The 22,777-nt window shown below is 71.7% G+C and carries 21 protein-coding genes; 16 read left to right on the top strand and 5 right to left on the bottom strand.

The window, feature by feature from the left end; all coding sequences use genetic code 11:
- Positions 1 to 26 precede the first annotated feature (26 nt).
- Both FHX46_RS19505 and FHX46_RS19500 read right to left on the bottom strand, forming a co-directional pair.
- The gene (locus tag FHX46_RS19505) at positions 27 to 362 is read right to left on the bottom strand and encodes a hypothetical protein (protein ID WP_313886192.1); all 336 of its coding nucleotides are present in this window, start codon (positions 360 to 362) and stop codon (positions 27 to 29) included.
- Positions 359 to 1,264: a DUF6772 family protein gene (locus FHX46_RS19500; protein ID WP_167117040.1), complete on the bottom strand. Its 906-nt coding sequence runs from the start codon at positions 1,262 to 1,264 to the stop codon at positions 359 to 361. Before FHX46_RS19500 ends, FHX46_RS19505 begins: the two co-directional genes overlap by 4 nt.
- Before the next feature lie 111 nt (positions 1,265 to 1,375).
- On the opposite strand from FHX46_RS19500, the gene FHX46_RS19495 reads away from it, so the two are divergent.
- The 5 genes from FHX46_RS19495 to FHX46_RS19475 all read left to right on the top strand — a co-directional run bounded on the left by FHX46_RS19495 (position 1,376) and on the right by FHX46_RS19475 (position 6,799).
- On the top strand, positions 1,376 to 2,680 hold the full coding sequence (locus tag FHX46_RS19495) for an MFS transporter (RefSeq protein ID WP_167117037.1): 1,305 nt from the start codon (positions 1,376 to 1,378) through the stop codon (positions 2,678 to 2,680).
- Between the two features lie 123 nt (positions 2,681 to 2,803).
- Positions 2,804 to 3,613, top strand: a complete 810-nt coding sequence (locus FHX46_RS19490; RefSeq protein ID WP_167117034.1) for a helix-turn-helix transcriptional regulator — start codon at positions 2,804 to 2,806, stop codon at positions 3,611 to 3,613.
- Between the two features lie 160 nt (positions 3,614 to 3,773).
- The gene (gene fgd, locus FHX46_RS19485) at positions 3,774 to 4,778 is read left to right on the top strand and encodes a glucose-6-phosphate dehydrogenase (coenzyme-F420) (protein WP_167117031.1); all 1,005 of its coding nucleotides are present in this window, start codon (positions 3,774 to 3,776) and stop codon (positions 4,776 to 4,778) included.
- A 142-nt stretch (positions 4,779 to 4,920) separates the two neighbouring features.
- Positions 4,921 to 5,913 (top strand): LLM class flavin-dependent oxidoreductase, encoded by a 993-nt coding sequence (locus tag FHX46_RS19480; RefSeq protein WP_167117028.1) that lies wholly within the window; start codon positions 4,921 to 4,923, stop codon positions 5,911 to 5,913.
- 121 nt (positions 5,914 to 6,034) lie between these two features.
- Positions 6,035 to 6,799 (top strand): ANTAR domain-containing protein, encoded by a 765-nt coding sequence (locus FHX46_RS19475; RefSeq protein ID WP_167117026.1) that lies wholly within the window; start codon positions 6,035 to 6,037, stop codon positions 6,797 to 6,799.
- 4 nt (positions 6,800 to 6,803) lie between these two features.
- On the opposite strand, the gene FHX46_RS19470 is transcribed toward FHX46_RS19475, so the two are convergent.
- A complete protein-coding gene (locus tag FHX46_RS19470; RefSeq protein WP_167117023.1) occupies positions 6,804 to 7,145 on the bottom strand; it encodes an STAS domain-containing protein in 342 nt (113 codons plus the stop codon).
- Positions 7,146 to 7,412: 267 nt separating this feature from the next.
- On the opposite strand from FHX46_RS19470, the gene FHX46_RS19465 reads away from it, so the two are divergent.
- Entirely contained in the window at positions 7,413 to 8,147 is a 735-nt protein-coding gene (locus FHX46_RS19465; RefSeq protein WP_167117020.1) for a GAF and ANTAR domain-containing protein, read from the top strand.
- A gap of 40 nt (positions 8,148 to 8,187) precedes the next feature.
- On the opposite strand, the gene FHX46_RS19460 is transcribed toward FHX46_RS19465, so the two are convergent.
- Together FHX46_RS19460 and FHX46_RS19455 are read right to left on the bottom strand one after the other, a co-directional pair.
- The gene (locus FHX46_RS19460; protein WP_167117017.1) at positions 8,188 to 9,195 is read right to left on the bottom strand and encodes an LLM class flavin-dependent oxidoreductase; all 1,008 of its coding nucleotides are present in this window, start codon (positions 9,193 to 9,195) and stop codon (positions 8,188 to 8,190) included.
- A 723-nt stretch (positions 9,196 to 9,918) separates the two neighbouring features.
- Positions 9,919 to 10,638, bottom strand: a complete 720-nt coding sequence (locus FHX46_RS19455) for a TlpA family protein disulfide reductase (RefSeq protein WP_167117014.1) — start codon at positions 10,636 to 10,638, stop codon at positions 9,919 to 9,921.
- Positions 10,639 to 11,037: 399 nt separating this feature from the next.
- On the opposite strand from FHX46_RS19455, the gene FHX46_RS19450 reads away from it, so the two are divergent.
- From FHX46_RS19450 to FHX46_RS19405, 10 genes are all read left to right on the top strand, one after another.
- Positions 11,038 to 12,063 (top strand): LacI family DNA-binding transcriptional regulator, encoded by a 1,026-nt coding sequence (locus FHX46_RS19450; protein WP_167117012.1) that lies wholly within the window; start codon positions 11,038 to 11,040, stop codon positions 12,061 to 12,063.
- Complete coding sequence (locus FHX46_RS19445; protein ID WP_167117009.1) at positions 12,060 to 13,016, top strand: carbohydrate ABC transporter permease; 957 nt, start codon at positions 12,060 to 12,062, stop codon at positions 13,014 to 13,016. Before FHX46_RS19450 ends, FHX46_RS19445 begins: the two co-directional genes overlap by 4 nt.
- Before the next feature lie 5 nt (positions 13,017 to 13,021).
- Positions 13,022 to 13,849, top strand: a complete 828-nt coding sequence (locus FHX46_RS19440; protein ID WP_167117006.1) for a carbohydrate ABC transporter permease — start codon at positions 13,022 to 13,024, stop codon at positions 13,847 to 13,849.
- Between the two features lie 26 nt (positions 13,850 to 13,875).
- Complete coding sequence (locus FHX46_RS19435; protein WP_167117004.1) at positions 13,876 to 15,162, top strand: ABC transporter substrate-binding protein; 1,287 nt, start codon at positions 13,876 to 13,878, stop codon at positions 15,160 to 15,162.
- Positions 15,163 to 15,276: 114 nt separating this feature from the next.
- A complete protein-coding gene (locus FHX46_RS19430; RefSeq protein WP_167117001.1) occupies positions 15,277 to 16,446 on the top strand; it encodes an ADP-ribosylglycohydrolase family protein in 1,170 nt (389 codons plus the stop codon).
- Positions 16,447 to 16,599: 153 nt separating this feature from the next.
- On the top strand, positions 16,600 to 17,928 hold the full coding sequence (locus FHX46_RS19425; RefSeq protein ID WP_167116998.1) for an ADP-ribosylglycohydrolase family protein: 1,329 nt from the start codon (positions 16,600 to 16,602) through the stop codon (positions 17,926 to 17,928).
- Positions 17,925 to 18,821, top strand: coding sequence for a ribokinase (locus FHX46_RS19420; RefSeq protein WP_167116995.1), 897 nt, complete (start codon positions 17,925 to 17,927; stop codon positions 18,819 to 18,821). Before FHX46_RS19425 ends, FHX46_RS19420 begins: the two co-directional genes overlap by 4 nt.
- Positions 18,818 to 20,743 carry an SUMF1/EgtB/PvdO family nonheme iron enzyme gene (locus tag FHX46_RS19415; RefSeq protein WP_167116992.1) on the top strand — a complete coding sequence of 642 codons (1,926 nt, stop codon included), beginning with the start codon at positions 18,818 to 18,820 and terminating at the stop codon, positions 20,741 to 20,743. The genes FHX46_RS19420 and FHX46_RS19415 overlap by 4 nt, the downstream gene beginning before the upstream one ends.
- A complete protein-coding gene (locus FHX46_RS19410; protein WP_167116989.1) occupies positions 20,740 to 21,948 on the top strand; it encodes a CaiB/BaiF CoA transferase family protein in 1,209 nt (402 codons plus the stop codon). The genes FHX46_RS19415 and FHX46_RS19410 overlap by 4 nt, the downstream gene beginning before the upstream one ends.
- On the top strand, positions 21,945 to 22,766 hold the full coding sequence (locus FHX46_RS19405; RefSeq protein WP_167116986.1) for an HpcH/HpaI aldolase/citrate lyase family protein: 822 nt from the start codon (positions 21,945 to 21,947) through the stop codon (positions 22,764 to 22,766). The genes FHX46_RS19410 and FHX46_RS19405 overlap by 4 nt, the downstream gene beginning before the upstream one ends.
- Positions 22,767 to 22,777 lie beyond the last annotated feature (11 nt).

Here is a 22,777-nt window from a genome sequence, read left to right as displayed (position 1 = left end):
GCGCGCACCACCGACCGACCTCCGGCTCAACCCTTGCCAACAAGATAGATGCGCAGCTTGCCAGCCGCGCCCGGACCCACCGTGCAGCGCACCCGCAGCCACTGCCCGAACGCGTGGACCGGCCAGCTGATCAGGCCGGGGGAGTCGATGCCGTGCTCGGCGTCGTCCAGCGGGCACCAGTGCAGCCCGTCGGGGGAGATCTCGGTGCGGAAGGTCAGCGGACCGTCCACCTCGAGCGCCTGCACGAAGAACCGGGCCTCCTGCGCCCAGGGCAGCTCGTAGGGCTCGGTCGCGAAGTCCTCGCGGACCACCGTGTTGCGTTCCAGGACCGCCGTCATCGTCGAGCGCATGTCGTGCCTCACCAGTCCACCGAGATCAGGATCGAGTCCAGGAACAGGAAATTGCGGATGCCGCAGTGCGTGCGGACGGAGAAGTAGAAGTTGAGCAGGTTGTCCAGCGTGCCGTAGCGGTCGGGGTAGAGCGGCACCGGCACGTCACGCATGTCCATCACCCGGTCGTTGAGCTGCAACTCCACATTGGACCTCGTGCTGGTGTCGATGTCCCACCGCAGGTAGTGCCAGTTGATCTTGGTGGGCACCTCGTTGACGCACATCTCGAGCGGCTCGCCGAAGGTCCGCCAGTCGTCGGGGTCCGGTGCGGTGAAGTCGGCGGCGTAGGGCAGCGCGAACTTGCCTTCCTGGTGGTCGCGCGGCGTGGGCTCGGGCACCACCGGGTACATCCACCGGTTCGTCATCTCGCCGTCGAGGTTGGTGTTCTGGTAGCGGATGACGTTGTGGTAGCGCACGCCGCCGTCCGAGCAGATGTCGGTGGCCACCGTGAACGCACCGAACTGCGCCTCCGACGGGTGCCGGTTGCCGTCCCAGGCCACCGACGCGGGCGCCTCGTGCCCGACCGTCGCCTCGGCCTTGAACGCGAAGTGCGTCTCGATCCGGACCCGGCCGCGGCCGGCCATGGTCAGTCGCCGGATGCCGGTGGCGGTGTGACCGGGGTAGGGGCGGGTCGCGAGCTTGAGGGCGTAGTTTCCGCTGAGCGTCCCGTGCGTGCCGACGTCGAAGAACGAGCACGAGGACAGCTGCGGCGGGCGGAAGTCGCGCATGTGGTCGTCAACGGTGTCCAGGTCGCCGCGGCCGTCGTAGTTGCCGAGCAGCTCGGTCCAGCCGTGGGTGGTGGTGTCGAAGGTGTCGAAGCACAGCACCCGCGGCAGCGGGTTGTACTTCGACAACGCCGTCTCATTAACGTTCATGGGGGTCAAAACTGGGTCTCCATCCCTTGACCTAGGCGAAAGCGAACTCGTAGCCTGTCGCCAACATGAACGTTAATGTAGACGTTCCCCAGACGCAACGAAGGGTCTGCGATGAGACTGGGAATCAGCCGGGCCACGGTCGGCTCGACCGTGGGCACGGCGCTGGAGTGGTACGACTTCTCCCTCTACGGCACGGCCGCCGCTCTCGTGCTGCCGCAGGTGTTCTTCCCCTCCGGCGATCCGGCCGTCGCGACCCTGTCGTCGCTGGCCACGTTCGCCGTGGGGTTCTTCGCGCGGCCGGTCGGCGGCGTGATCATCGGCATCCTCGGTGACCGGGTCGGGCGCCGGACGATGCTGTTCGTGACGCTGATGGTGATGGCCGTCGCCTCGACGCTGATCGGGGTGCTGCCCAGCTACGCCACCGCCGGGGTGTTCGCGCCGGTGGCGCTGGTGCTGCTGCGGGTCGTGCAGGGGCTGGGCGCGGGCGGCGAGTACGCGGGCGCGATGTTGCTGTCCGCCGAGCACGCCGCGACCCGGGCGCGCGGCATCAACGCCGCCGCGCCGACGCTGGGCAACGCGGTTGGCTCGCTGGTGGCGACCGGGGTGTTCTTCCTGACCTCGGCGCTGATGTCCGATGCTGACTTCGCCCGCTACGGCTGGCGGATCCCGTTCCTGCTGAGCTGCCTGGTCGGCGTCGCCGGGATCATCGTGCGGCTGCGGGTGCCGGACAGTCCCGAGTTCACCCGCGCGAAGGCGGCCGGGCACGACACCAGGGCGCCGTTGCGGGCGTTGTTCGCCACTTCCGGGCGCAAAATCCTTCCCGGCATGCTGATCTCCGTCGCACCGAACGTGATCAGCTACCTGCCCTCGGTCTACGCGCTGAGCTACTTGTCCAAGCGGGTGGGCACGGCGGCCTGGGTCGGCCTGCTCGGCATCGTCATCGCCAACGCCCTCAAGGTGATCACCGTGCCGACCGCGGGCTGGCTGTGCGACCGGTTCGGCCGCCGTCCGGTGATGATCACCGGCGCGACGGCGGCGGCGCTGCTGTTCTACCCGTTCTTCTTCCTGCTCGACACCGGCACGCCGGTGGTGATCTGGGCGGCGCTGGTGCTGCTCTACACGCTCTGCAACGACCTGACGCTGGCGTCGCAGGCGACGATGATGTCCGAACTGTTCCCCGTCGGCTACCGCTACACCGGGGTCACCTTCACCCGGGAGATCGCGGGCGCGATCGTCGGCGGGTGCATCCCGTTCGTCGCGGCCGCGCTGACCACCGCCTCGGGCGGGCAGACCTGGCCGATCGCCGTGGTGTGCGGGGTGCTGTGCCTGCTGTCCGTGGTGGGCGCCCGGTTCATCGCCGAACCCGAGCACCTGCGCGGGCGTGCGGAGCGGGTGACGGCCCCGGCGGGAGGGTGACGGCCGGGCCGGGCGGCTACCCCCGTCCGGGGGTAGCTCCGCCGCGCCGGTATCGACGTGCCCTGGGTACGCCGGTACCGTGGGGCAACCGACGATGGTGTGGTTCGAGGAGGACGGACGCCGATGTCTGACGCCCGCTCGGTCCTGCAGGTCGAGCTGGCCGGGGCCGCCCGCGCCGCGGGCCTGCCGGTCGTGTTCGGCGGTGAGGTGTCCGGTGGCCGCCTGCGGTTGTCCGGGTTCGTCGGTACCCGCACCACGGCACTGCACAACCTGGACGTCCTGCCCGGCGTCGGTATGGGCGGCCGGGTGCTGATGCAGAACAGGCCGATCACGGTCAACGACTACGGTTCCGCGCGCACGATCACCCACGACTACGACCGCCCGGTGCTGGCCGAAGGGCTGGCGTCGGTCATCGCCGTGCCGGTGCAGACGGCAGGCCGGTGCCGCGGCGTGCTCTACGGGGCCGTCCGGCGGCCGGTGACCTTCGGTGACCGGGTCCGCGACGCGCTGATGGAGTCCGGCAAGCGGCTGGCCCGCGAGCTGGCCGCCCGCGACGAGCTGACCAACCGGGCGGCTTCGCTGTCCCCGGGCGCCAGCCGCGAGGAGCTGCGGGCGGTGCACTCCGAGCTGCGGGCCATCGCCGGTGCCCTGCCGGACCCGGAAGCGCGCCGCCGCCTCTACGCCGCCGCGCAACGGCTCGCCGACCTCGGCGAGGGCAGGCCGGTGCCGGAGCCGCGCGTGCGACTGTCCACACGGGAAATGGACGTGCTCGCCCAGGTGGCCCTCGGCCGGACGAACGCCGAGGTGGCGGAACGCCTGTCGCTGTCCAGGGAGACGGTCAAGGCGTATCTCGGCTCCGCCATGCGCAAACTGGACGCCCACACCCGCCACGAGGCCGTGGTCCAGGCACGCCGCCTGATGGTCCTGCCGTGAGCGAGCCGCGCTAGGCCGTCGCGGTCCACCGCGAGTTCGCCGCGCGCCCAAGATCACCTCCGAGCGGTGCCACGACCAGTTCCCGGACCCGCGCGGCTGAGGAATTCCTCCCGGGCGCAGTAGGTTGAGTGGGGGAGCAACCAGTGAGGGAGGACGAGACGTGGGTCTGAAGGTCGGCTACAAGGCGTCGGCGGAGCAGTTCGGTCCGCGTGATCTGGTCGAGTACGCCGTGCGGGCCGAGGAGCTGGGCCTGGACTCGGTGATGGTGTCGGATCACTTCCTGCCGTGGCGGCACGAGGGCGGGCATGCGCCGTTCGCCCTGTCGTGGATGTCGGCGGTCGCGGAGCGGACCAGCCGGGTGCAGATCGGCACGAGCGTGCTGACCCCGACGTTCCGGTACAACCCGGCGGTGATCGCGCAGGCGTTCGCGACGATGTCGCTGTTGTCCGGTGGCCGGGTCATCCTCGGGGTGGGCACCGGTGAGGCGCTCAACGAGATCGCGGTGTCCGGGCGGGAGTGGCCGGAGTTCAAGGAGCGGTTCGCCCGGCTGCGGGAGGCGATCTCGCTCATGCGCGAGCTGTGGACCACCGACGACGTCTCCTTCGACGGCGAGTACTACCAGCTGGTCAACGCCAAGATCTACGACCGGCCCGAGCAGCCGGTCCCGGTGTACGTGGCCGCGGGCGGCCCGGTCGTCGCGAAGTACGCCGGCCGCGCGGGGGACGGGTTTATCTGCACCTCCGGCAAGGGCATGGAGCTCTACACCGACAAGCTGATGCCGGCGGTGGCGGAGGGGGCGGCCGCGGCGGAGCGGGACGTGGCGGGCATCGACAAGATGATCGAGATCAAGATGTCCTACGACCGCGACCACGCCACCGCGCTGGAGAACACCCGGTTCTGGGCGCCGTTGTCGCTGACCCCGGAGCAGAAGCACTCGGTCTCCTCGGCCGAGGAGATGGAACGGCTGGCCGACGAGCTGCCGATCGAGCAGGTCGCCAAGCGCTGGATCGTGGCGTCCGACCCGGACGAGGCGGTCGCGCAGATCAAGCCGTACCTGGACGCGGGCCTGAACCACCTCGTCTTCCACGGTCCCGGCCACGACCAGGAACGTTTCCTCACCCAGTTCGCCGAGGACGTGCTGCCCCGGCTGCGCGCGCTGGCCTGAGGTGCGCACTGCTCACGGGCCGCGGGCCCGTGAGCGGTGTCATGGTGCGGACGTTCCGGCGGCGAGCGTAATTTCGGAAAATAGCGATATGTCGAAGGATTCCGGCGCCGCGCCACCCGTGACGCAGAAAAGGTGAGCCGTCATGTCCCCAGTCCTGTCCGTCCTGGACCTCGCACCGATCGCGCCCGGCCAGACGGCGCGGGAGAGCTTCGCGGCCAGCGTGACGCTCGCGCAGGCCGCCGAGCGCAGCGGCTACCGGCGGGTCTGGTACGCCGAGCACCACAACATGGCCTCCATCGCCTCCAGCGCGACCAGCGTGCTGATCGGGCACGTCGCCGAGCACACCTCGTCGATCCGCCTCGGTGCGGGCGGGATCATGCTGCCCAACCACTCGCCGCTGGTGATCGCCGAGCAGTTCGGCACCCTGGAGACGCTGTTCCCCGGGCGGATCGACCTCGGGCTCGGGCGCGCGCCGGGCAGCGACCAGCAGACCACCGTGGCGCTGCGGCGCGACCCGTCCTCCGCCGACTCCTTCCCGCAGGACGTGCTGGAGCTGCAGGCGTACCTCAGCGGCAAGGCCGTGCACGGTGTGCGCTCGGTGCCGCGGGCCGAGGGCGTGGTGCCGCTCTACATCCTCGGGTCGTCGCTGTTCGGGGCGCAGCTGGCCGCGCAGCTCGGGCTGCCGTACGCGTTCGCGTCGCACTTCGCCCCGGACGCCCTGCACCAGGCCGTCGCGCTGTACCGGGAGCGGTTCCAGCCCTCCGCGCAGCTGGCCGAGCCGTACGTGATCGCCGGGGCGAACGCGTTCGCGGCCGAAGACCACGACGAGGCCGAGGCCCAGCGGACCGTGGCCTACCGCGCCCGTGCCCGCGCCATGCTGGCGCAGGGCCGCGCGGGCGCCAACTTCACCGACGCGGAGATCGACGCGTTCCTGGCCTCGCCCGGCGGCCGGGGCCTCGCGGCGATGACCCGCTACACCGCGGTCGGCACCCCGGACGAGGTGCGCGCCTACCTGGCGGACTTCGCCGCCGAAGCCCAGGCCGACGAACTGATCCTCGCCCACCACGCCCAGGACGTCGCCGACCGGGTGCGCTCGGTAGAACTGACCGCGCTCGCGATGGCGGCCGCCGTCTGACCAGGGCACCCGCCGGCGCCGGGTAATATCGGCCGGGTTGTTGAGCACACAGCGACCGGGCGCGGGTCCGGTGCTGTCATCGCCGCTCGTTCCCGGTCGGCTGCGGTACGGAAGGACCACGATGAGCGACGGTGTGGCGGACCAGCTGGAGCACCTGGACGAGGTGACCAGTGCCCTCGAGGAACTGGCCGGCACGGTCGGGAACACCGACGACTTCGGCGTCCTGCTGCGTGTGGTGTGCGAGCAGGTGGTCCGGGTGGTGCCCGGGGCGGACATGGCCTCCATCACCGTGCTGGACGGCACCGGTGCCCGGTCCGTCGCCGCGACCGACGAGCGCGCGGCCCTGATCGACCAGGCCCAGTACGCCGACGACGACGGGCCCTGCCTGCGCGCGGCGCGCACGGGTCAGGTCGTCCGGGTCGCGGTGAGCACCGCGCGGCAGCTGTGGCCGGGCTTCGTGCAGGTCGCGGCCGGGCACGGAGTGGCGAGCTACCTGGCCTCGCCACTGCAGGTGCGGGACGAGGCGATGGGCGCGATCAACCTGTTCGGCTTCGGCGAGCACGGGTTCCACGACGTCGACCAGAAGTACCTGGAGCTGTACGCGACGGTGGTCGACGCCGTGCTGAGCCTGTCCCGCCGCGCGCTGCGCACCCAGGAACAGGTGCGGCACCTGCGTGCCGCCCTGCGCACCCGCGGTGTCATCGAGCAGGCCAAGGGCATCCTGATGGCCGCCCGGCGGATCACCGCCGACGAGGCGTTCCAGCTCCTGGTCGGGCAGTCCCAGCGGGAGAACGTCAAGCTGCACACCATCTCCGCCCGGTTCGTCACCGAGCACACCGGGCACGCCGTCGAGCCGGAGGACCTCACCGCGGAGGGAGCGGAGTGATCGGTCAGGGCGCGGGCGGCAGGGTCCCGGTGATGGTGAACACCTGATCGAGACCGGTCAGCTGGAGCGGGCGCAGCACCGGCCGGCTCGCGCACACCAGCGTGAGCTCCTGCCCGGCCGCCGCGCACTCCTCGGACACCTCGACCAGCAGCGCGAGCCCGCTGGAACCGATGAACCCGACCCCGGTCAGGTCGAGCACCACCGCGGGCGGCGGCACCGGCGCGCCCGCCCGCGCCGCCTCGATCCCGTCGCGCAGCTGACTGATCGTGCCCGCGTCCACTTCACCCGTCACCGTGACGACGAGCGCCCAGGGCCGGTAGGTCCACTCCACTTTCAGGCTGGTCACGCAATCTCCTGGTCGCCGGAAGGACACGACGGCGCCGGCTCGGCCGGCCACGGGGGAGGGAACGGTCTGGGACAACAGCAACCTCGGGCTCGCTCGGGGGACGGAGCGCGGCACCGCGCGCCGCCTCGCATCGACAGAAGGGCGAGCCACAGCTGCTTGTATAACCGTGACGCGCCCGAGCCTACCCCATGGCGCGGTTAGGCTGGCGGAACGAGGACCGGACACCGGGTCGCGTCCGCCGGTGCCTCGCCGACGAGACGAGGTGTCATGAGCGAAACGGTCCTCACCGCTCCGGAGGTCATCACGATCGCCGAGGAGCTCGCCGAAATCGGCAGGCTGGTGGACGACGACGACGTCACCGCCACCCTGACCCGGTACGTGACACGGGCCGTCACGCTGCTGCCGGGATGCGACCGCGCCGCGATCACCGTGACCACCGCGGACGGGGCGGCGGAGGTGGTGGCCACCGCGGGCAGACCGCTGCCGGACCTGCCGGTGCCCGTCCCCGATCCGGTCGGCGAGGCGCTGACCTACCGCGAGCCCCGGCGGCTGGACGACACCGCCGCGGACGACCGGTGGCCCGCCTACGCCGACCACCTGCGCCGGCACGGCTTCGGCAGCTGCCTGACCCTGCCGTTGCCCGGCAAGGAGTCGGCGGCGGCGTTCAGCGTGCTGTCCGCCGAGCCGGGCCGCTTCGGTCAGGACTCGCACGACCTGGCGCTGCTGTTCACGCTGCACGCGGGCGTGGCGTTCGACAACCACACGATCTACCAGGACAACCTGCGGCTGCTCGGGCACGTGCAGACGGCCCTGCGCACGCGGACCGTGATCGGCCAGGCGCAGGGCCTGCTGATGCGCCACCGCAACCAGACCGCGGACGAGGCGCTCGCCGCGTTGAAGCGGATGTCCCAGCAGGCCAACATCAAACTGCGCGACGTCGCGGCGACGCTCGTCGCGGCCCACCACGCGGGACGGCTCGCGGAGGCGCTGCGCGAGTTCTGACCCGGTCCGCTCCGGCGTCCCGGGCGCGATGGCGTGCGGTTCAGCGCCAGCCGGCGGCGGGTGCCACGTCGCGGACGATCGACTCCAGCAGATGGGTGTTGTACCCGACGCCGAGCTGGTTCGGCACCGTGACCAGCACCGTGTCCGCGGCCTGCACGGCCGCGTCCGCCGCGAGCTGCTCCGCGATGACTTCCGGCTCGCCCGCGTAGGTGCGGCCGAACCGGGCGGTCCCGCCGTCGAGGTACCCGACCTGGTCCCGGCTGTCCCGTTCCCGCCCGAAGAAGCGCCGGTCGGTGTCGGTGGTGATCGGGATGACGCTGCGGCTGACCGAGACCCGCGGCTCGCGGAGGTGGCCCTGCCGCGCCCACTCCTCGCGGAAGATCCGGATCTGCTCGGCCTGCAGTTCGTCGAACGGTACCCCGGTGTCCTCGGTGAGCAGTGTGGAGCTCATCAGGTTCAGGCCCTGTTCGGCGGTCCACTTCGCGGTGGCGCGGGTGCCGCTGCCCCACCAGATCCGCTCCGCCAGCGTGGGCGACCTGGGTTGGACGGCGAGCATCCCGGGACGGCCGGTCATCTGCGGATCGGCGCGCACGACGGCGGCACCGGAGAGCGCGCGGCGGAACATCGCGGTGTGCCGGCGCGCCATATCCGCGTCGGTCTCATCGTCCGCCGGGACGTAGCCGAAGGCGGACGCGCCGTGCAACGCCGGTTCCGGGGAGCCGCGGCTGATGCCCAGCTGCAGGCGCTCGCCGCTCAGCAGATCAGTGGCGGCGGCCTGCTCGGCCAGGTAGAGCGGGTTCTCGTAGCGCATGTCGATCACCGCGGTACCCAGCTCGATCCGGTCGGTGCGGGCGGCCATCGCGGCGAGCAACGGGAACGGCGTGGAGAACTGCGGCGCGAAGTGGTGCACGCGCAGGAACGCGCCGTCGACGCCGAGTGCCTCCGCGGCCACGGCGAGCTCGACCATCTGCCGCAGGGCGTCGGCGGCCGTGGGCGTCGGGGTGCCGGGCTGGTGGTGGCCGAACGAGAGGAAACCGATCTTCTTCACAAGCTGTATTGTCCAAGGCCGCACCGGAATCCGGGGGGCGGCGAGGGAGAGTCGCACCACCTCGCACACGTCCTGGTGATCGGCCAGTGCGACCGCATGAGCACCTCGTCGGCCCGGCTGCCACGCAGATCCTCCGGAGCTCCGCGACTACGGCCCGGAAGATGACCTTCAGTTTGATCAGTTGAAACCCAAGAGGAACCCGGTATTCAAAGGCCGGGAGAATTTAGTATTCACCCCAATGGCGGTAGAGGTGAAAGGTGAAATAATGTAACCCTTGAATGGCCGGGTGGCGTGACGCTTTTCTGGTGATCCCAGGGTGAATGTTTCTTCGTGTTGCAACGCTCGGACTTTCTATTCCAGTATTGGGGAGTGGGGAATTGAGAGCTCTAAAAATTGCGTTGGGGGCCATTGCTGTGCTGGCAATGGCGGTTTTTGCCCCAGTGTCGACGAGCGCGGCGACGGTGGCGGCTTCCGAGGCGCGCACCGTCGTCTCCACGGTAACCGACGGCGGCCCGCCTGGCTTCGACTACCACTCGACGTTCGGGGACGTGTACTCCTGTGTGGCGAAGGGGGATGACGGAGTTCGTCGAGGGCTGTGGCGAGATTACGTGTGCATCAACTACAGTCCGACCCGGGTGGAACTCTGGGTTCTGTGGAACGGATAGCCGAACGGCCCCTGTCCCGGGTCTCCGACTCCGGACAGGGGCGGCCCAACTGTGCGGATCAGGACTCTGCCAGTACCTGTTGCAGCACTGGCATGAGATCCGTCTCCAGGACGGCGCCGAGGTACACCGCGGCAACCCGTTGTTGTTTGTCCAGGATGAGTGTCACGGGCACCGCGGACAGGGGGATTCCGCGCAATCGGAGTAAGATCCTGCCGGTTTCATCGAATATTGACGGGTAGTTCAGGCTGTAGCCGGCCATGAAATCACTGGCGGCGTCTTGGTCGTCGCGCACGTTGATGCCCAGCAAGCTGACACCTTGGGATGCGGTCGTATCGACAAGTCTCCGAAGAGCGTGCGCTTCTGTGCGGCACGGCGGGCACCATGATCCCCAAACGTTCAGGACCAGAACGCGGCCGGCGTAGTCGGATGTGGAAAGTTCCGAGTTCGGATCGGTGACGCTCGGCCCGGAGAGCACACCCACGGACTTGCGTTCACCCGGGGCGTAGGAAAGCCACGTCTTGCCTCCCGGGGAAACGAATTCGAAATTGCCGCCTTGGCTGACCGCGTCCGAACCCGTGGAGCAGGCTGTCAGTGTCCAGGTCAGAAACGCTGCCAGCAGCAAACATGCCGGGCGGGAGCCGCGCGCGCGAAGTCGTCCCCAGTGCACAAAAAGAATGCTAGCGCCCCAGCCAACCCCGTGGGCTCCCAGGTCATCGGCCGAATCCAGGCCGCACCGACCGTCGACGACGTAGCAGTAGCCGCTCAGCCTCGTGGTCATCGAGGTGCTCAAGCAGGAACTCGCCGTGGCACTGTGGCACTGGATGACGCTACCTACATCGATCCCGGTCGCCCGAGTACGTCGAGGCGTTCGCGCAGTTCCGCGCCGGGGGCAGGTTGGCCGAGGCGACCGTCCGGCCGCCCCCGCACGGTCGAGCAGTGGGCCACCGGCCACGCAGACGCCTTCCGGTAACGCGGGGGCCGGCGCCCGGGCGCGCGACCGCCGCACGGAACGTGCCGTGACCTGCGGCGATGCCGTGGGCAACGTCTTCCGATACTCCGGGTATTGACACCTCGCCCGGCGAGTGTCACTATTCCGGACACCGCTTGGAATCGTTTCCAGCCCCTCCACCGGGCGGAGTGGAAACGTTTCCAGGCGACGGACGACGACGGAGTGCCAATGACGTCAACACGGGCCACGCTGCTGCAGGTGGCCGAACGAGCCGGGGTGTCCCTGGCCTCGACCTCGCGCGCCCTGCACGGCACCGGGGCGAGCCCGGCGATGGTCGAGCGGGTCCGGGCGGCCGCGGAGGAGCTGGGCTACAGCCCGGACGCCATCGGCCGCTCGCTGCGGATGAAGAAGACCTTCCAGATCGCCTTCGCGGTGGCCGACATCGGCAACCCGGTCTACGTCGAGACCATGCGCGCGATCCACGAGGTGCTCGCCCCGCACGGGTACCGCGTGGTGGTCATGAGCACCGGCGACACCTCGACCTCGACCACCGAACTGGTGCGCAGCCTCAACAGCGGTTTCGTCGACGGCATGATCATCAGCCCGCTGCGCACCGACGACCGCCTCATCGAGGAGATCACCCGCGCCGCCGTCCCGGTCGTCGTCATCGGCCGTGCCCTGGACGCCCACGGCATCAGCTCCGTCTCCACCGACTCCGCGGGTGGCATCGGTCAAGCGGTCCGGCACCTGCGGCAACTGGGCCGCCGCAAGCTCGGCTTCCTCAACGGTCCCCTCGACACCACCCCCGGTGAGGCCCGCCAGCGCGGGTTCGACGCCGCCGCGGGCCCGGGCAACACCGTCGAGATCGCGGAGGACTTCACCGTGGCCGCCGGGCTGCTGGCCGCCCGGCGGCTCCTCGCAAGCGCCCCGGACCGCCTGGACGCCGTCGTGGCCGCCAACGACCTGCTCGCCATCGGCGCCATCCACGCCATCCGCGAGCTGGGCCTGTCGGTGCCCGGCGACATCGCGGTGACCGGCATGGACGACACTGAGCTCGGCCGCGTCTTCCACCCCACCCTGACCAGCGTGTCCCTCGGCTCCACCGAGCGCGGGCGAGCTGCCGCGCGGCTCATGCTCAGCCTCGCCGATGACCCGGACCAGGACGCCCGGCAGGTCACGGTCGGCCCGGAGCTGATCGTGCGGGGTTCCACCGTTCCCGCCGCCGGCGGGCTGACCGAGGGAGGTCGGCGATGACCGTCGCCGCGGATACCCGCGCCCCCGCGCCCGCCCCGGCGCCGCGCAACCGCCGCACCGGCACCCTGGCGCGCTCCCGCCGCCGCGAGGCGATCGCACTGGTGATGCCGTCGCTGATCCCGATCCTCGTGCTCAGCGTCGCGCCGCTGGTGATGGGCCTGGCCCTGGCCTTCACCGACGCCCGCCTGGTGCGCCACCCCGACTACGGCTTCGCCGGTGTGGACAACTTCACCAAGCTGCTCGGCAACTCGTTCTTCTGGGACTCGCTGCGGATCGGTCTGATCTGGACGGTGGGTGTCACCGTCCTGCAGCTCGCCGCGTCGATGGGTCTCGCGCTGCTGCTGAACTCCGGCCTGCGCCTGCAGGGCCTGACCCGTGTGCTCGCGCTCATCCCGTGGGCGATGCCGCCGGTCGTCGTGGCCATCATGTGGCAGATGATCTACTCGGCCAACGGCGGCCCGCTCAACGCGGTGCTGGGCAGCATCGGGTTGCCGGACGACATCAACTGGCTCGGCGACTTCTCCACGGCGCTGCCCGCGGTGATCGTCGTCGGCGTGTGGGTCGGCATGCCGCAGACCACGGTCACCCTGCTGGCCGGGTTGCAGCAGATCCCCCAGGACCTGCACGAGGCCGCGTCCGTGGACGGGGCGGGGGCGTGGCGGCGGTTCACCGCGGTCACCTGGCCCAGCCTGCGGCCGATCGTCGCCTCGATCACGTCGCTGAACTTCATCTGGAACTTCAACTCGTTCTCGCTGGTCTACGTCCTCACCGCGGGCGGGCCGGGCGGAAAGACCATGGTGCCGGTGCTCTTCATCTACCTCGAAGCGTTCAAGAACCGCAACATCGGCTACGCGGCCGCGATGGGCCTGGTGCTGGTGATCATCGTCGTCGCGTTGCTGGCCGTCTACCTGCGGTCGCAGTTCCGCGACGACCGCGCCGGGCAGGGGCGGTGACGACGATGCGTGCACTGCTGCGTCCCGCCCAGTACCTGGCACTGGCCGCCTACATCCTGTTCCTCGGCTTCCCGTTGCTGTGGCTGATCTCGGCTTCGGTGAAGTCCTCCGGCGAGCTCAACTCGCTCAGCGTCAACCTGCTGCCGCGGCAGTGGCAGTGGGACAACTACGCCGACGCCCTCGACCGCCAGGGCCTCGTCCACTCCGCGGGCAACAGCCTGGTCGTCGCGCTGGTGTCCACCGCGCTGGTGATCCTCATCGCGCTGCCGGCGTCCTACGTGCTCGCCCGGCTCAAGGGCCGCATCCGCGCCGCCGGTGTCGGCTGGATCCTGACCTCCCAGGTGTTCCCGGTGGTCCTGGTGATCCTCCCGCTGTTCCTGATCCTGCGCACCCTCGGGCTGGCCGACAGCCTCGCCGGGCTGACGCTCGTGCACACCACCTACACGCTGCCGTTCGCGCTGTGGATGTTGCAGGGGTACGTCACCGCGATCCCGGTCGACCTGGAGGAGGCGGGCGCGATGGACGGCGCCGGGCGCTGGACCGTGCTGCGCCGCATCGTCTTCCCGCTCCTGGCGCCCGGCATCGTCGCCACCGCGATGTTCAGCTTCGTCTCCTCGTGGAACGAGTTCTTCTTCGCGCTGGTGCTGTTGCAGTCGCCGGAGAACTACACCCTGCCGATCACGCTGAACATGTTCATCGGCGGCGAGGGCAAGGTGGCCCTCGGACCACTCGCCGCGGGCGCTGTGCTCGCCGCGATCCCCAGCATCGTCTTCTTCACCATCCTGCGCCGCAGGCTCACCAGTGGGCTGATGGCCGGGGCGGTGAAGGGATGAACCCCGGAAAAACGAAAGGTCGGTCAATGAAGTCTCGACGTGTGGTGGTGGCCGCGCTCGCGGCGGCCGCGAGCCTGCTGTTCACCGCGTGCTCCAGCGGCGGCGACAGCGGTGACAGTGGTGGCGGCGGTCCGGTGACCCTGAAGTTCCAGTCCCTGTCCGACCAGCCCGCGGCGATCGCGGCGACGAGCAAGATCGTCGACGACTGGAACAAGGCCCACCCCGGCATCAAGGTCGAGGTCGTGCCGGCCGGCTGGGACGGCGTCTACGACAAGCTGGTCACCCAGTTCAACGCGGGCAGCGCGCCGGACATCATCCACTACGAGGCGGCCGGGGTCGCACCGTTCGCCAAGGACGGCTACCTCGCCGACCTGACGCCCTACCTGTCGGAGCAGAAGAAGGCCGACATTCCCAAGGGCGTGCTGGACTCGGTCACCGTGGACGGCAAGGTGATCGCCTACCCGACCGAGCTCCAGTCCTATGTGGTCTTCGCGAACAAGACCCTGCTGGCCAAGGCCGGTGTCACCATCCCGAGCGGTGACACGATGACCTGGGACCAGCTGCGCGACATCGCCAAGGCGACCACCCGCGACGGTGCCTACGGCCTCGGCTGGGGCCTGTCCAGCCCGACCGCCGCGATGGTTGCGCTCGCCCCGGGCTTCGGCGGCAAGTACTTCGACGGCACCGGCACCGACGCCAAGATCAACGTCGGCCAGGGTGAGATGGCGCTGCCGCAGCTGGTGGACGCGATGGCGCACCAGGACAACTCGATCCTGCCGGTCACGCTGACCCAGTCCGGCGCCAAGGCGCTGGCCCCGTTCTACGCCGGTCAGACCGCGATGACCATCCAGGGTTCCTTCCAGGCCGCGAACATCGCCAAGGACGCGCCCGCGGGCTTCGACTGGGTCGTGCTGCCGACGCTGGCCGGCCCGGCCGGTCCTGCGCAGGCCGCCAACCCGCAGACGCTGTCGGTGAGCAAGGACTCCAAGCACGTCAAGGAGGCCACCGAGTTCCTCGAGTACTTCACCAGCACCGAGAACCTGGCCGCGCTCAACGAGGCCGACACGCTGATCCCGGCGACCACCTCCGCCCGCCAGGCGCTCACCACCAAGCTCGGCGCGCAGAACGGCTGGAAGCAGATCCTGTCCTCCGGCCAGTACCTCACCTCGGCGCCGTACCTGTTCGTCGACAAGTACGCGCAGTGGAAGGACACCGTCGCGACCCCGGCGTACCAGAAGTTCCTCGCGAAGCAGCTGGACGCGGCCGGTCTGTCCAAGGCTCTCACCGACGGCTGGAACTCCATCAACCGGTGAACACCGTCCTGATGACCTGCGTGGCGGTGCCGGCCGCCGAGCGGCGCGAACGGCTCCGCCGCTTCGGGCGGTGCTTGCGGACGCAGGACATTTCGACCATCTGAGAAGGGAATCGTGAAGCCGGTGACCTGGCTGGAAGACCGAGCGGTGGCGGTGATCACCGGGGCGGCCGTGGGGGACGCGCTGGGCGGCGCCACCGAGGGGTGGACCCCGGAACAGATCGAGGAACGCCACGGCGGCCGGGTGACCGGCATCGTCGGTCCGTGGTTCCCGGACTGGCGGGAGGCGCGGCCGATCGCGCCGTACCACAAGGGGGACGGGCACGTCACCGACGACACCCTGATGACCCGTGCGCTCGTCGAGGTGTACGCGAAGCGCCGCGCGCACCTCGACGCGTACGCGATGGCCGAGGACCTGGTTCCGCTGATGATCGGCGAACCCAGGTGGGTGCCCGAGCTGGAGTCGACCGCGTTGCTGCTGCAGCGCGTCTTCCTCGCGGAGAAGTGGATCGTCGCCCGGCTGCACTACGGGCACGTCGACCCGCGGGAGGCCGGGGTCGGCAACGTGGTCAACTGCGGCGCGGCGATGTACGTGGCGCCGGTCGGGCTCGCCAACGCGGGGGACCCGCGCGGTGCCTACGCCGAGGCGATCGACCTGACCGGTGCGCACCAGTCCAGCTACGGCCGGGAGGCGGCCGGCGTGTTCGCGGCGATGGTCGCGGCGTCGGTCGCTCCCGGTGCCGGGGTCGCCGACGTGGTGGCCGCGGCGCTGGACGTCGCCCACGACGGCACCGCGGCCGCGCTGCGCGCCGTGGCGGACGCGTTCGACGGCTGGACCACCGCCCCGGTCACCGACGACGAGGAACGTGCGCTGGCCCGGCTGATCCGGGACACGGTGGCGCCCTTCGACTCGGTGGGGCCGCACTACCGGCAGATGTCGCTGGACGCGCGGCGCCCGTCGCGGACCAAGGCGATCGAGGAGCTGCCGGCCGCGCTCGGGTTCGTCCTCGGTCACCGCGGCGACTACAGCGGTGCGGTGCTCGGCGCGGTGAACTACGGCCGGGACGCCGACTCGATCGCTGTCATGGCCGGCGCGCTGTGCGCCGGTCTCGGCGGTACCGCGGTGGTGCCGGCCGAGTGGGTCGACGCGATCGGTGAGGCGAGCCGGATGGATCTCCGCGAGACCGGGCGGCTGATGGCGTCCGCGGCGGCGGACATCCTCAAGGCCGACCGGGAGCGCGCGCTGGCGCGGCTGCGCACCCTCGACGCGCTGGAGCAGGCGTGAGGGACGACGTCAGCTGGGGGCGCGTGAGGAGGGCGGCGTGACGGTGCGGCTCGACTGGGAGAACCCGGTGATCGTCACCGGCGCGGCCGATCCGGCGGGCGAGCCGGTGCCCGCCGGATCGGTGCCGCTGCCGCGGCGGACGGAGGAGGGGTCGTGAGGCTGACCTGGGCCCAGCCGGAGGACCTGCTGGCGCACGAGCTGGTGCAGTCCGCCGCGGAGGGCCGGGACACCGGCGCGATCCGGGACCGCTGGGTCGCGGCGGGAGGTGACCCGGTGCCCGCGGTGAGCGGGGCCGGACCGCACCCGGCGACCCCGGAGCTGCGCGCGCTGGCCCGTGACCTGCTCGGCGAGCTGGCCGCGCTGCCGGTCCCGCCCGCGGCGGCGGAGCCGGACGACTGGGACGCCATCGTCGCGCTGCTGCCGCCTGCGCCGGACCTGCCCGCGGGCCGGGACCGGGTGCTCGGTGCCTGGACCGGCCGCGCGGCGGGGTGCCTGCTCGGCAAGCCGGTGGAGAAGATCCCGCGTGAGGGCATCGAGGAGATCCTGCGCGCCACCGGCCGCTGGCCGCTCGACCGCTGGTTCACCGCCGTCGGTCTGCCGGACGAGGTGGCGCGGCGGTGGCCGTGGAACCGGCGCTCCGCCCCGACCTCGCTCGAGGAGAACATCGACGGGATGCCGGAGGACGACGACCTCAACTACCCGATGCTCGCGCTCACCCTGCTCGAACGGCACGGCCGCGGGTTCACCACCGACGACGTGGCCCAGCTGTGGCTGGACCACCTGCCCGCGGGCCGGGTGTTCACCGCGGAACGCGCCGCCTACCGCAACATCCTCGACGCCCGCCCGGTGCCCGAGACGGCCACGCACCACAACCCGTTCCGCGAGTGGATCGGCGCGCTCATCCGCACCGACGTGTTCGGCTGGGTCTCGCCCGGCGACGTGCGTGCGGCGGCGCGGATGGCGTGGACCGACGCGCGGCTGAGCCACACCCGCAACGGCGTCTACGGCGCGATGTGGGCCGCCGCGCTCGCCTCCGCGGCCATGGTGTGCGACACCGTGGACGAGGTGCTCGATGCGGCGGAAACCGTGGTGCCACCGGGGAGCCGGCTGGCGGCGGCGGTCCGGTTCGGACGGTCGCTGGCGGATCTGGAGCCCCGGGACGGGCTGGACCGGCTGCACGCCGCCTACGGCCACCTGCACTGGGTGCACGTGCTGAACAACGCGGCCGTCATCGCCTACGCCCTCGCCCGCGGCGGCGGCGAGTTCGGCCCCAGCGTGTCCATCGCCGTCACCGCGGGCTGGGACACCGACTCGGCCGCGGCCACCGTCGGCGGGGTGGTCGGCGCCCTGCACGGGGTGTCGGAACAATGGGCGAAGCCGCTGGACGACCGCATCGCCACGTCCCTGCCCGGCGGGGACCAGCGCATCACCGCACTCGCGGCCCGCACGGCCGCCCTGACCGTGGAACGAGGTGCCGCATGACCGGGCAGGTCGTGGTCGTCGGCTCGGCCAACGTGGACCTCGTCGTCGAGGTGCCGCGCCACCCGGGTGGTGGCGAGACGATCCTCGGCGGCGATCTGCGCCGCAACCCCGGCGGCAAGGGGGCCAACCAGGCCGTGGCCGCCGCGCGGGCCGGGGGCGCGGAGACCACGTTCGCCGGTGCGCTCGGCACCGACGAGTCCGCGGAACTGCTGCTGGCGTCGCTGGAGCGGGCCGGGGTCCGCACCGACCTGGTGTCCCGGGTGGACGCTCCCACCGGGACCGCGCTGATCACCGTGTCCCCGGACGGGGAGAACGCGATCGTCGTGGCGCCGGGTGCCAACGCCCGCCTGGCGCTGACCGACGCGCAGCTGCACCGGATCGCGCACGCCGACGTCGTGCTCGCGCAGCTGGAGATCCCGCTCGGCGTGGTGCGCGCGGCCGCCGCGGCCCGGCGGCCCGGTGCGGTCATGGCACTCAACGCCGCGCCGTCGCGTGACCTGCCCGCCGACCTGTGGGACGTGGTGGACCTGCTCATCGTCAACGAGCACGAAGCCGCCGACCTCGCCCGCACCGGCGGCTCGCCGGAGGGCCTCGCCGGGGTGCTGCTCGACCGCGTGCCGGCGGTCGTGATCACCCTCGGTGCCGGGGGTTCGCTGGTCGCCGAACGCGATGCCGAACCGGTGCGCATCCCCGGCAAGCGGGTGGCGGCGGTCGACACGACCGGTGCCGGCGACACGTTCTGCGGGGTGCTCGCCGCCGCGCTGGCGCGCGGGCTCGCCCTGCCCGAGGCAGCCCGGATTGCCGGGGTCGCGGGGGCGCTGGCAGTCACCCGTCCCGGCGCGCAGGACGCCGTACCCACCGCGGCGGAGGTCGCCGAGGAGAGCGCGAAATGACCTACACGTTCGATCCGCTGGTGCCGCGCCCGATCGACCGGCCCACCGGCGTCCCGCTCGGCCCGGTTACCGGCGAGCAGCTCGCCGCGCTGGACGAGGCGAAGATCTTCGCCGGGCCGCCCGACCCGGCCGACCGCCCGGCGTGGCGTGCGCGCCTGCGTGAGTGGCGCGAGGACGCGCGCCGCCGCCACGGCTACACCGGTGCCGCGTACGAGCGTCCCGGTGCGGCCTGGGCGGCGCGCTGCCGCACCGTCGCGCAGGTGTGGTTGTGGGACGAACTGCTCTACGACTTCGGCATCGGCCGGTTCACGCCCGAGCGGTTCCTCGCCGACGCCCGGGAGCGGTTCGGCGGGCTGGATGCCGTGGTGCTGTGGCACGCGTACCCGGTGATCGGCCTGGACGACCGCAACCAGTGGGACTTCTACCGCGACGTGCCGGGGCTGACCGATCTCGTCGCCCACCTGCACGACGCCGGGTTGCACGTGTTCGTCGACTACAACCCGTGGGACGTGGGCACCCGCCGCGCGGACGACGATCTCGCCGAACTCGCCGCGCTGGTGGCCGACCTGGGCGCCGACGGCGTCTTCCTCGACACGTTGAAGAAGGCCGAGCCGGAGTTCGTGGCGGCGCTGGAACGCGCCAAGCCGGGCATCGTGCTGGAGGGCGAGTCGAAGCTGCCGGTCGAGCGGATCGAGGACCACGCCTCGTCGTGGGCGCAGTTCTTCGCCGACTCGCCGGTGCCCGGCGTGCTGCGCGCGCACTGGTACGAGCGGCGGCACATGCAGCACCACGTCCGCCGCTGGCACCGCGACCACACCGAGGAGTTGCAGTCGGCGTGGCTCAACGGCGCCGGCGTGATGGTGTGGGAGGTCGTGTTCGGCGTGTGGGTGGGGTGGTCCCGCCGGGACGCGGCGACCGTGCGGCGCATGGTGACCGTCCAGCGCGCGGCCGGGGACCTGCTGCTGTACGGGGAGTGGACCCCGCTGGCCGAACTCGCGCCCGGCGCCGAGGAGGCCGGGGTGTACGGCTCGCGCTGGGACCTCGGCGACCAGACACTGTGGACGGTCGTGAACCGGGGCGAGGAGGACTACACCGGCCCGGTCGTGCCCGGTGCCACACCCCTGCTGGGGCACGGGGTTCCTGCCCGCGGGATCGCGGCTTTCCTGCGGGCCGCGGAGGAACCCAGGTGGGTCGCGGACCTGCCGGACCTGCCGCACGATCCGGACGCCCGGTTCCCGCACCGCCTCGCGATCCGCCGCGAACCGGTCCGCACGACCGGTGAACCCGAGCCGGACGCGGTGGTCGTGCCGGCCGGGCCGTACGTGCTGACCGTGCGCCACCGCGCCCGTGAAACCGGGATGTACCAGGGCGCGCCGTACGTCGACGAGTGGAAGCCGTTGCCGCCGCGCCTGCACGACGCGCGCACCCTGCAACGCGACGGCGCGCTCGCCAACCCGGTCGCGGTCGCCGCGACCGAGGTGACCCGCGCGCAGTTCGCCGAATTCGTGGCGGCCACCGGCTACCGTCCCGCGCAGCCGCACCGCTTCCTCGCCGGGAACACCGACCCCGGCGCGCCGGTGACCCATGTGGACCTCGACGACGCCCGCGCGTACTGCGCGTGGCGCGGCGGGCGACTGCCCACCGAGGACGAATGGCAGCTCGCCGGCGAGACCGGTCTGCTGCGCCGCGGCGAACCGGCGGTGTGGAACTGGACCGAGAGCGAGCACTCCGACGGGCGCACCCGGTTCGTGATCCTCAAGGGCGGCAGCGATTACCGCGCGGAAGGCTCGGACTGGTACCTCGAAGGCGGCCGCCACGACCCGGACTACAGCGTCAAACTGCTGCTGCCCGGGCTGGGGCTCGCGCGCAGCGCGACCGTCGGGTTCCGCTGCGCCTGGGACCTGCCGGAGGTGACCGCGTGACCGTCTCCCGCGACCCCGGTGCGGGTGCCCTCGCCGGGCTGCGCGTGGTCGACGCGGCCACGCTGTTCGCCGGTCCGATGGCGGCGATGCACCTCGGTGACATGGGCGCCGAGGTGATCAAGGTCGAACACCCGGACCGGCCCGACCCGGCGCGCCACCACGGCGTCGCCAAGGACGGCGTCAACCTGTGGTGGAAGACGCTCGGCCGCAACAAGCGCACGATCACCGCCGACCTCGGCAGCCCCGGCGGGCGTGAGGTGTTCCTGGCGCTGGCGCAGCGGTCGGACGTGATCATCGAGAACTTCCGGCCCGGCACGCTGGAACGCTGGGACCTCGGCTACGACGAGCTGTCCGCGCGCAACCCGCGGCTGGTGCTCGCGCGCGTCACCGGGTTCGGGCAGTTCGGCCCGTACCGGAGACGACCCGGGTTCGGCACGCTCGCCGAGGCGATGAGCGGCTTCGCCGCCGCCACCGGTGAACCGGACGGCCCGCCCACGCTGCCGCCGTTCGGGCTCGCCGACGGCATCGCCTCGCTCGCCACCGCCTACGCGATCATGGTCGCCCTGTCGGCGCGGGACCGGACCGGGCGCGGGCAGGTCGTCGACACCGCGATCGTCGAGCCGATCCTGGCGATGCTCGGCCCGCAGATCACCCGGTGGGACCAGCTGCGCTCGGTGCAGCCGCGCACCGGCAACCGGTCGGTGAACAACGCGCCGCGCAACACCTACCGCACCGGCGACGGGCAGTGGGTCGCGGTGTCCACGTCGGCGCAGTCGATCGCCGAGCGGGTGATGCGGCTCGTCGGACGGCCGGACCTGATCGACGAGCCGTGGTTCGCCAGCGGCGCCGAGCGCGCGAAGCACGCCGACGAGCTGGACGAGGCCGTGGGCGCGTGGATCGGGCAGCGGAGCCGGGACGAGGTGATCGCCGAGTTCGAGGCCGCGCAGGCCGCGGTCGCGCCGATCTACGACGCCGCCGACATCGTGGCCGATCCGCAGTTCCAGGCCCTGGGCACGATCCACGAGATCGAGGACCCGGAGCTCGGGCCGACGCTGGTGCAGGGGCCGATCTTCCGGTTGTCCGACCACGACGGCGTCATCGCGCACACCGGGCGGCCGCACGGCGCCGACACCGCGGACGTGCTGGGCGAGCTGGGGTTTTCCGCCGCGGACATCGCGCGGCTGCGGGCGGAGGGGGCGGTATGAGCGCGCCGGCGCTGACGTTGTTGTACGTGCCGGCCGACCGGCCGGATCGCGTGGAGAAGGCGCTGGCGTCGCCGGCCGACGTGGTGCTGGCCGACCTGGAGGACGCCGTCGCCCCGGCCCGCAAGGACGAGGCGCGCGAGCACGTGGTGCGGTTGCTGGCGTCGGCCGGACGGCCGGTGCAGGTCCGCATCAACCACGCGAGCACGCCGTGGCACGCCGCCGACCTCGACGCGGTGCGGAGCCTGCCGGCCGCGGTCGGGGCGCGGATCCCGAAGGTCGAATCGCCGGATGAGGTGCGTGCGCTGGCCGCCGCGCTGCCCGGCCGCGACCTGCACGTGCTGATCGAGTCGGCGCTCGGGGTCGAGCGGGCGCTGGACATCGCGACGGCTTCGCCGCAGGTCGCGTCGATCGGGCTGGGCGAGGCGGACCTGCGCTCGGACCTGGGCGTCACCGACGACGCCGGCCTGGCCTGGGCGCGCAGCCGCGTCGTCGTCGCGGCCCGGGCCGCGCGCCTGGTGCCGCCGGTGATGTCCGCGTACCCGAACGTGCGCGACCTCGACGGCCTCGCGGCGTCCTGCCGGGCCGGGCGGGCACTCGGTTTCCGCGGCCGCACGGCGATCCACCCGTCCCAGCTGGACACGATCCGCGCCGCGTTCCTGCCCAGCGAGCAGGAGGTCTCGCGGGCTCGCGAGGTGCTGGCCCGGCTGGGCGACGCGACCGCGGCGGGTGTCGGAGCGATCGCCCTGACCGACGGCACCTTCCTCGACGTCGCGATGCTCGAGCAGGCCCGCACGGTGCTCGCCCTCGCCGGGGAATAGCCCCCCGGCCC

The sequence above is a fragment of the Amycolatopsis viridis genome (genome assembly GCF_011758765.1).
Lineage (GTDB): Bacteria > Actinomycetota > Actinomycetes > Mycobacteriales > Pseudonocardiaceae > Amycolatopsis_E > Amycolatopsis_E viridis.
This window is presented reverse-complemented; position numbering and strand designations above follow the sequence as displayed.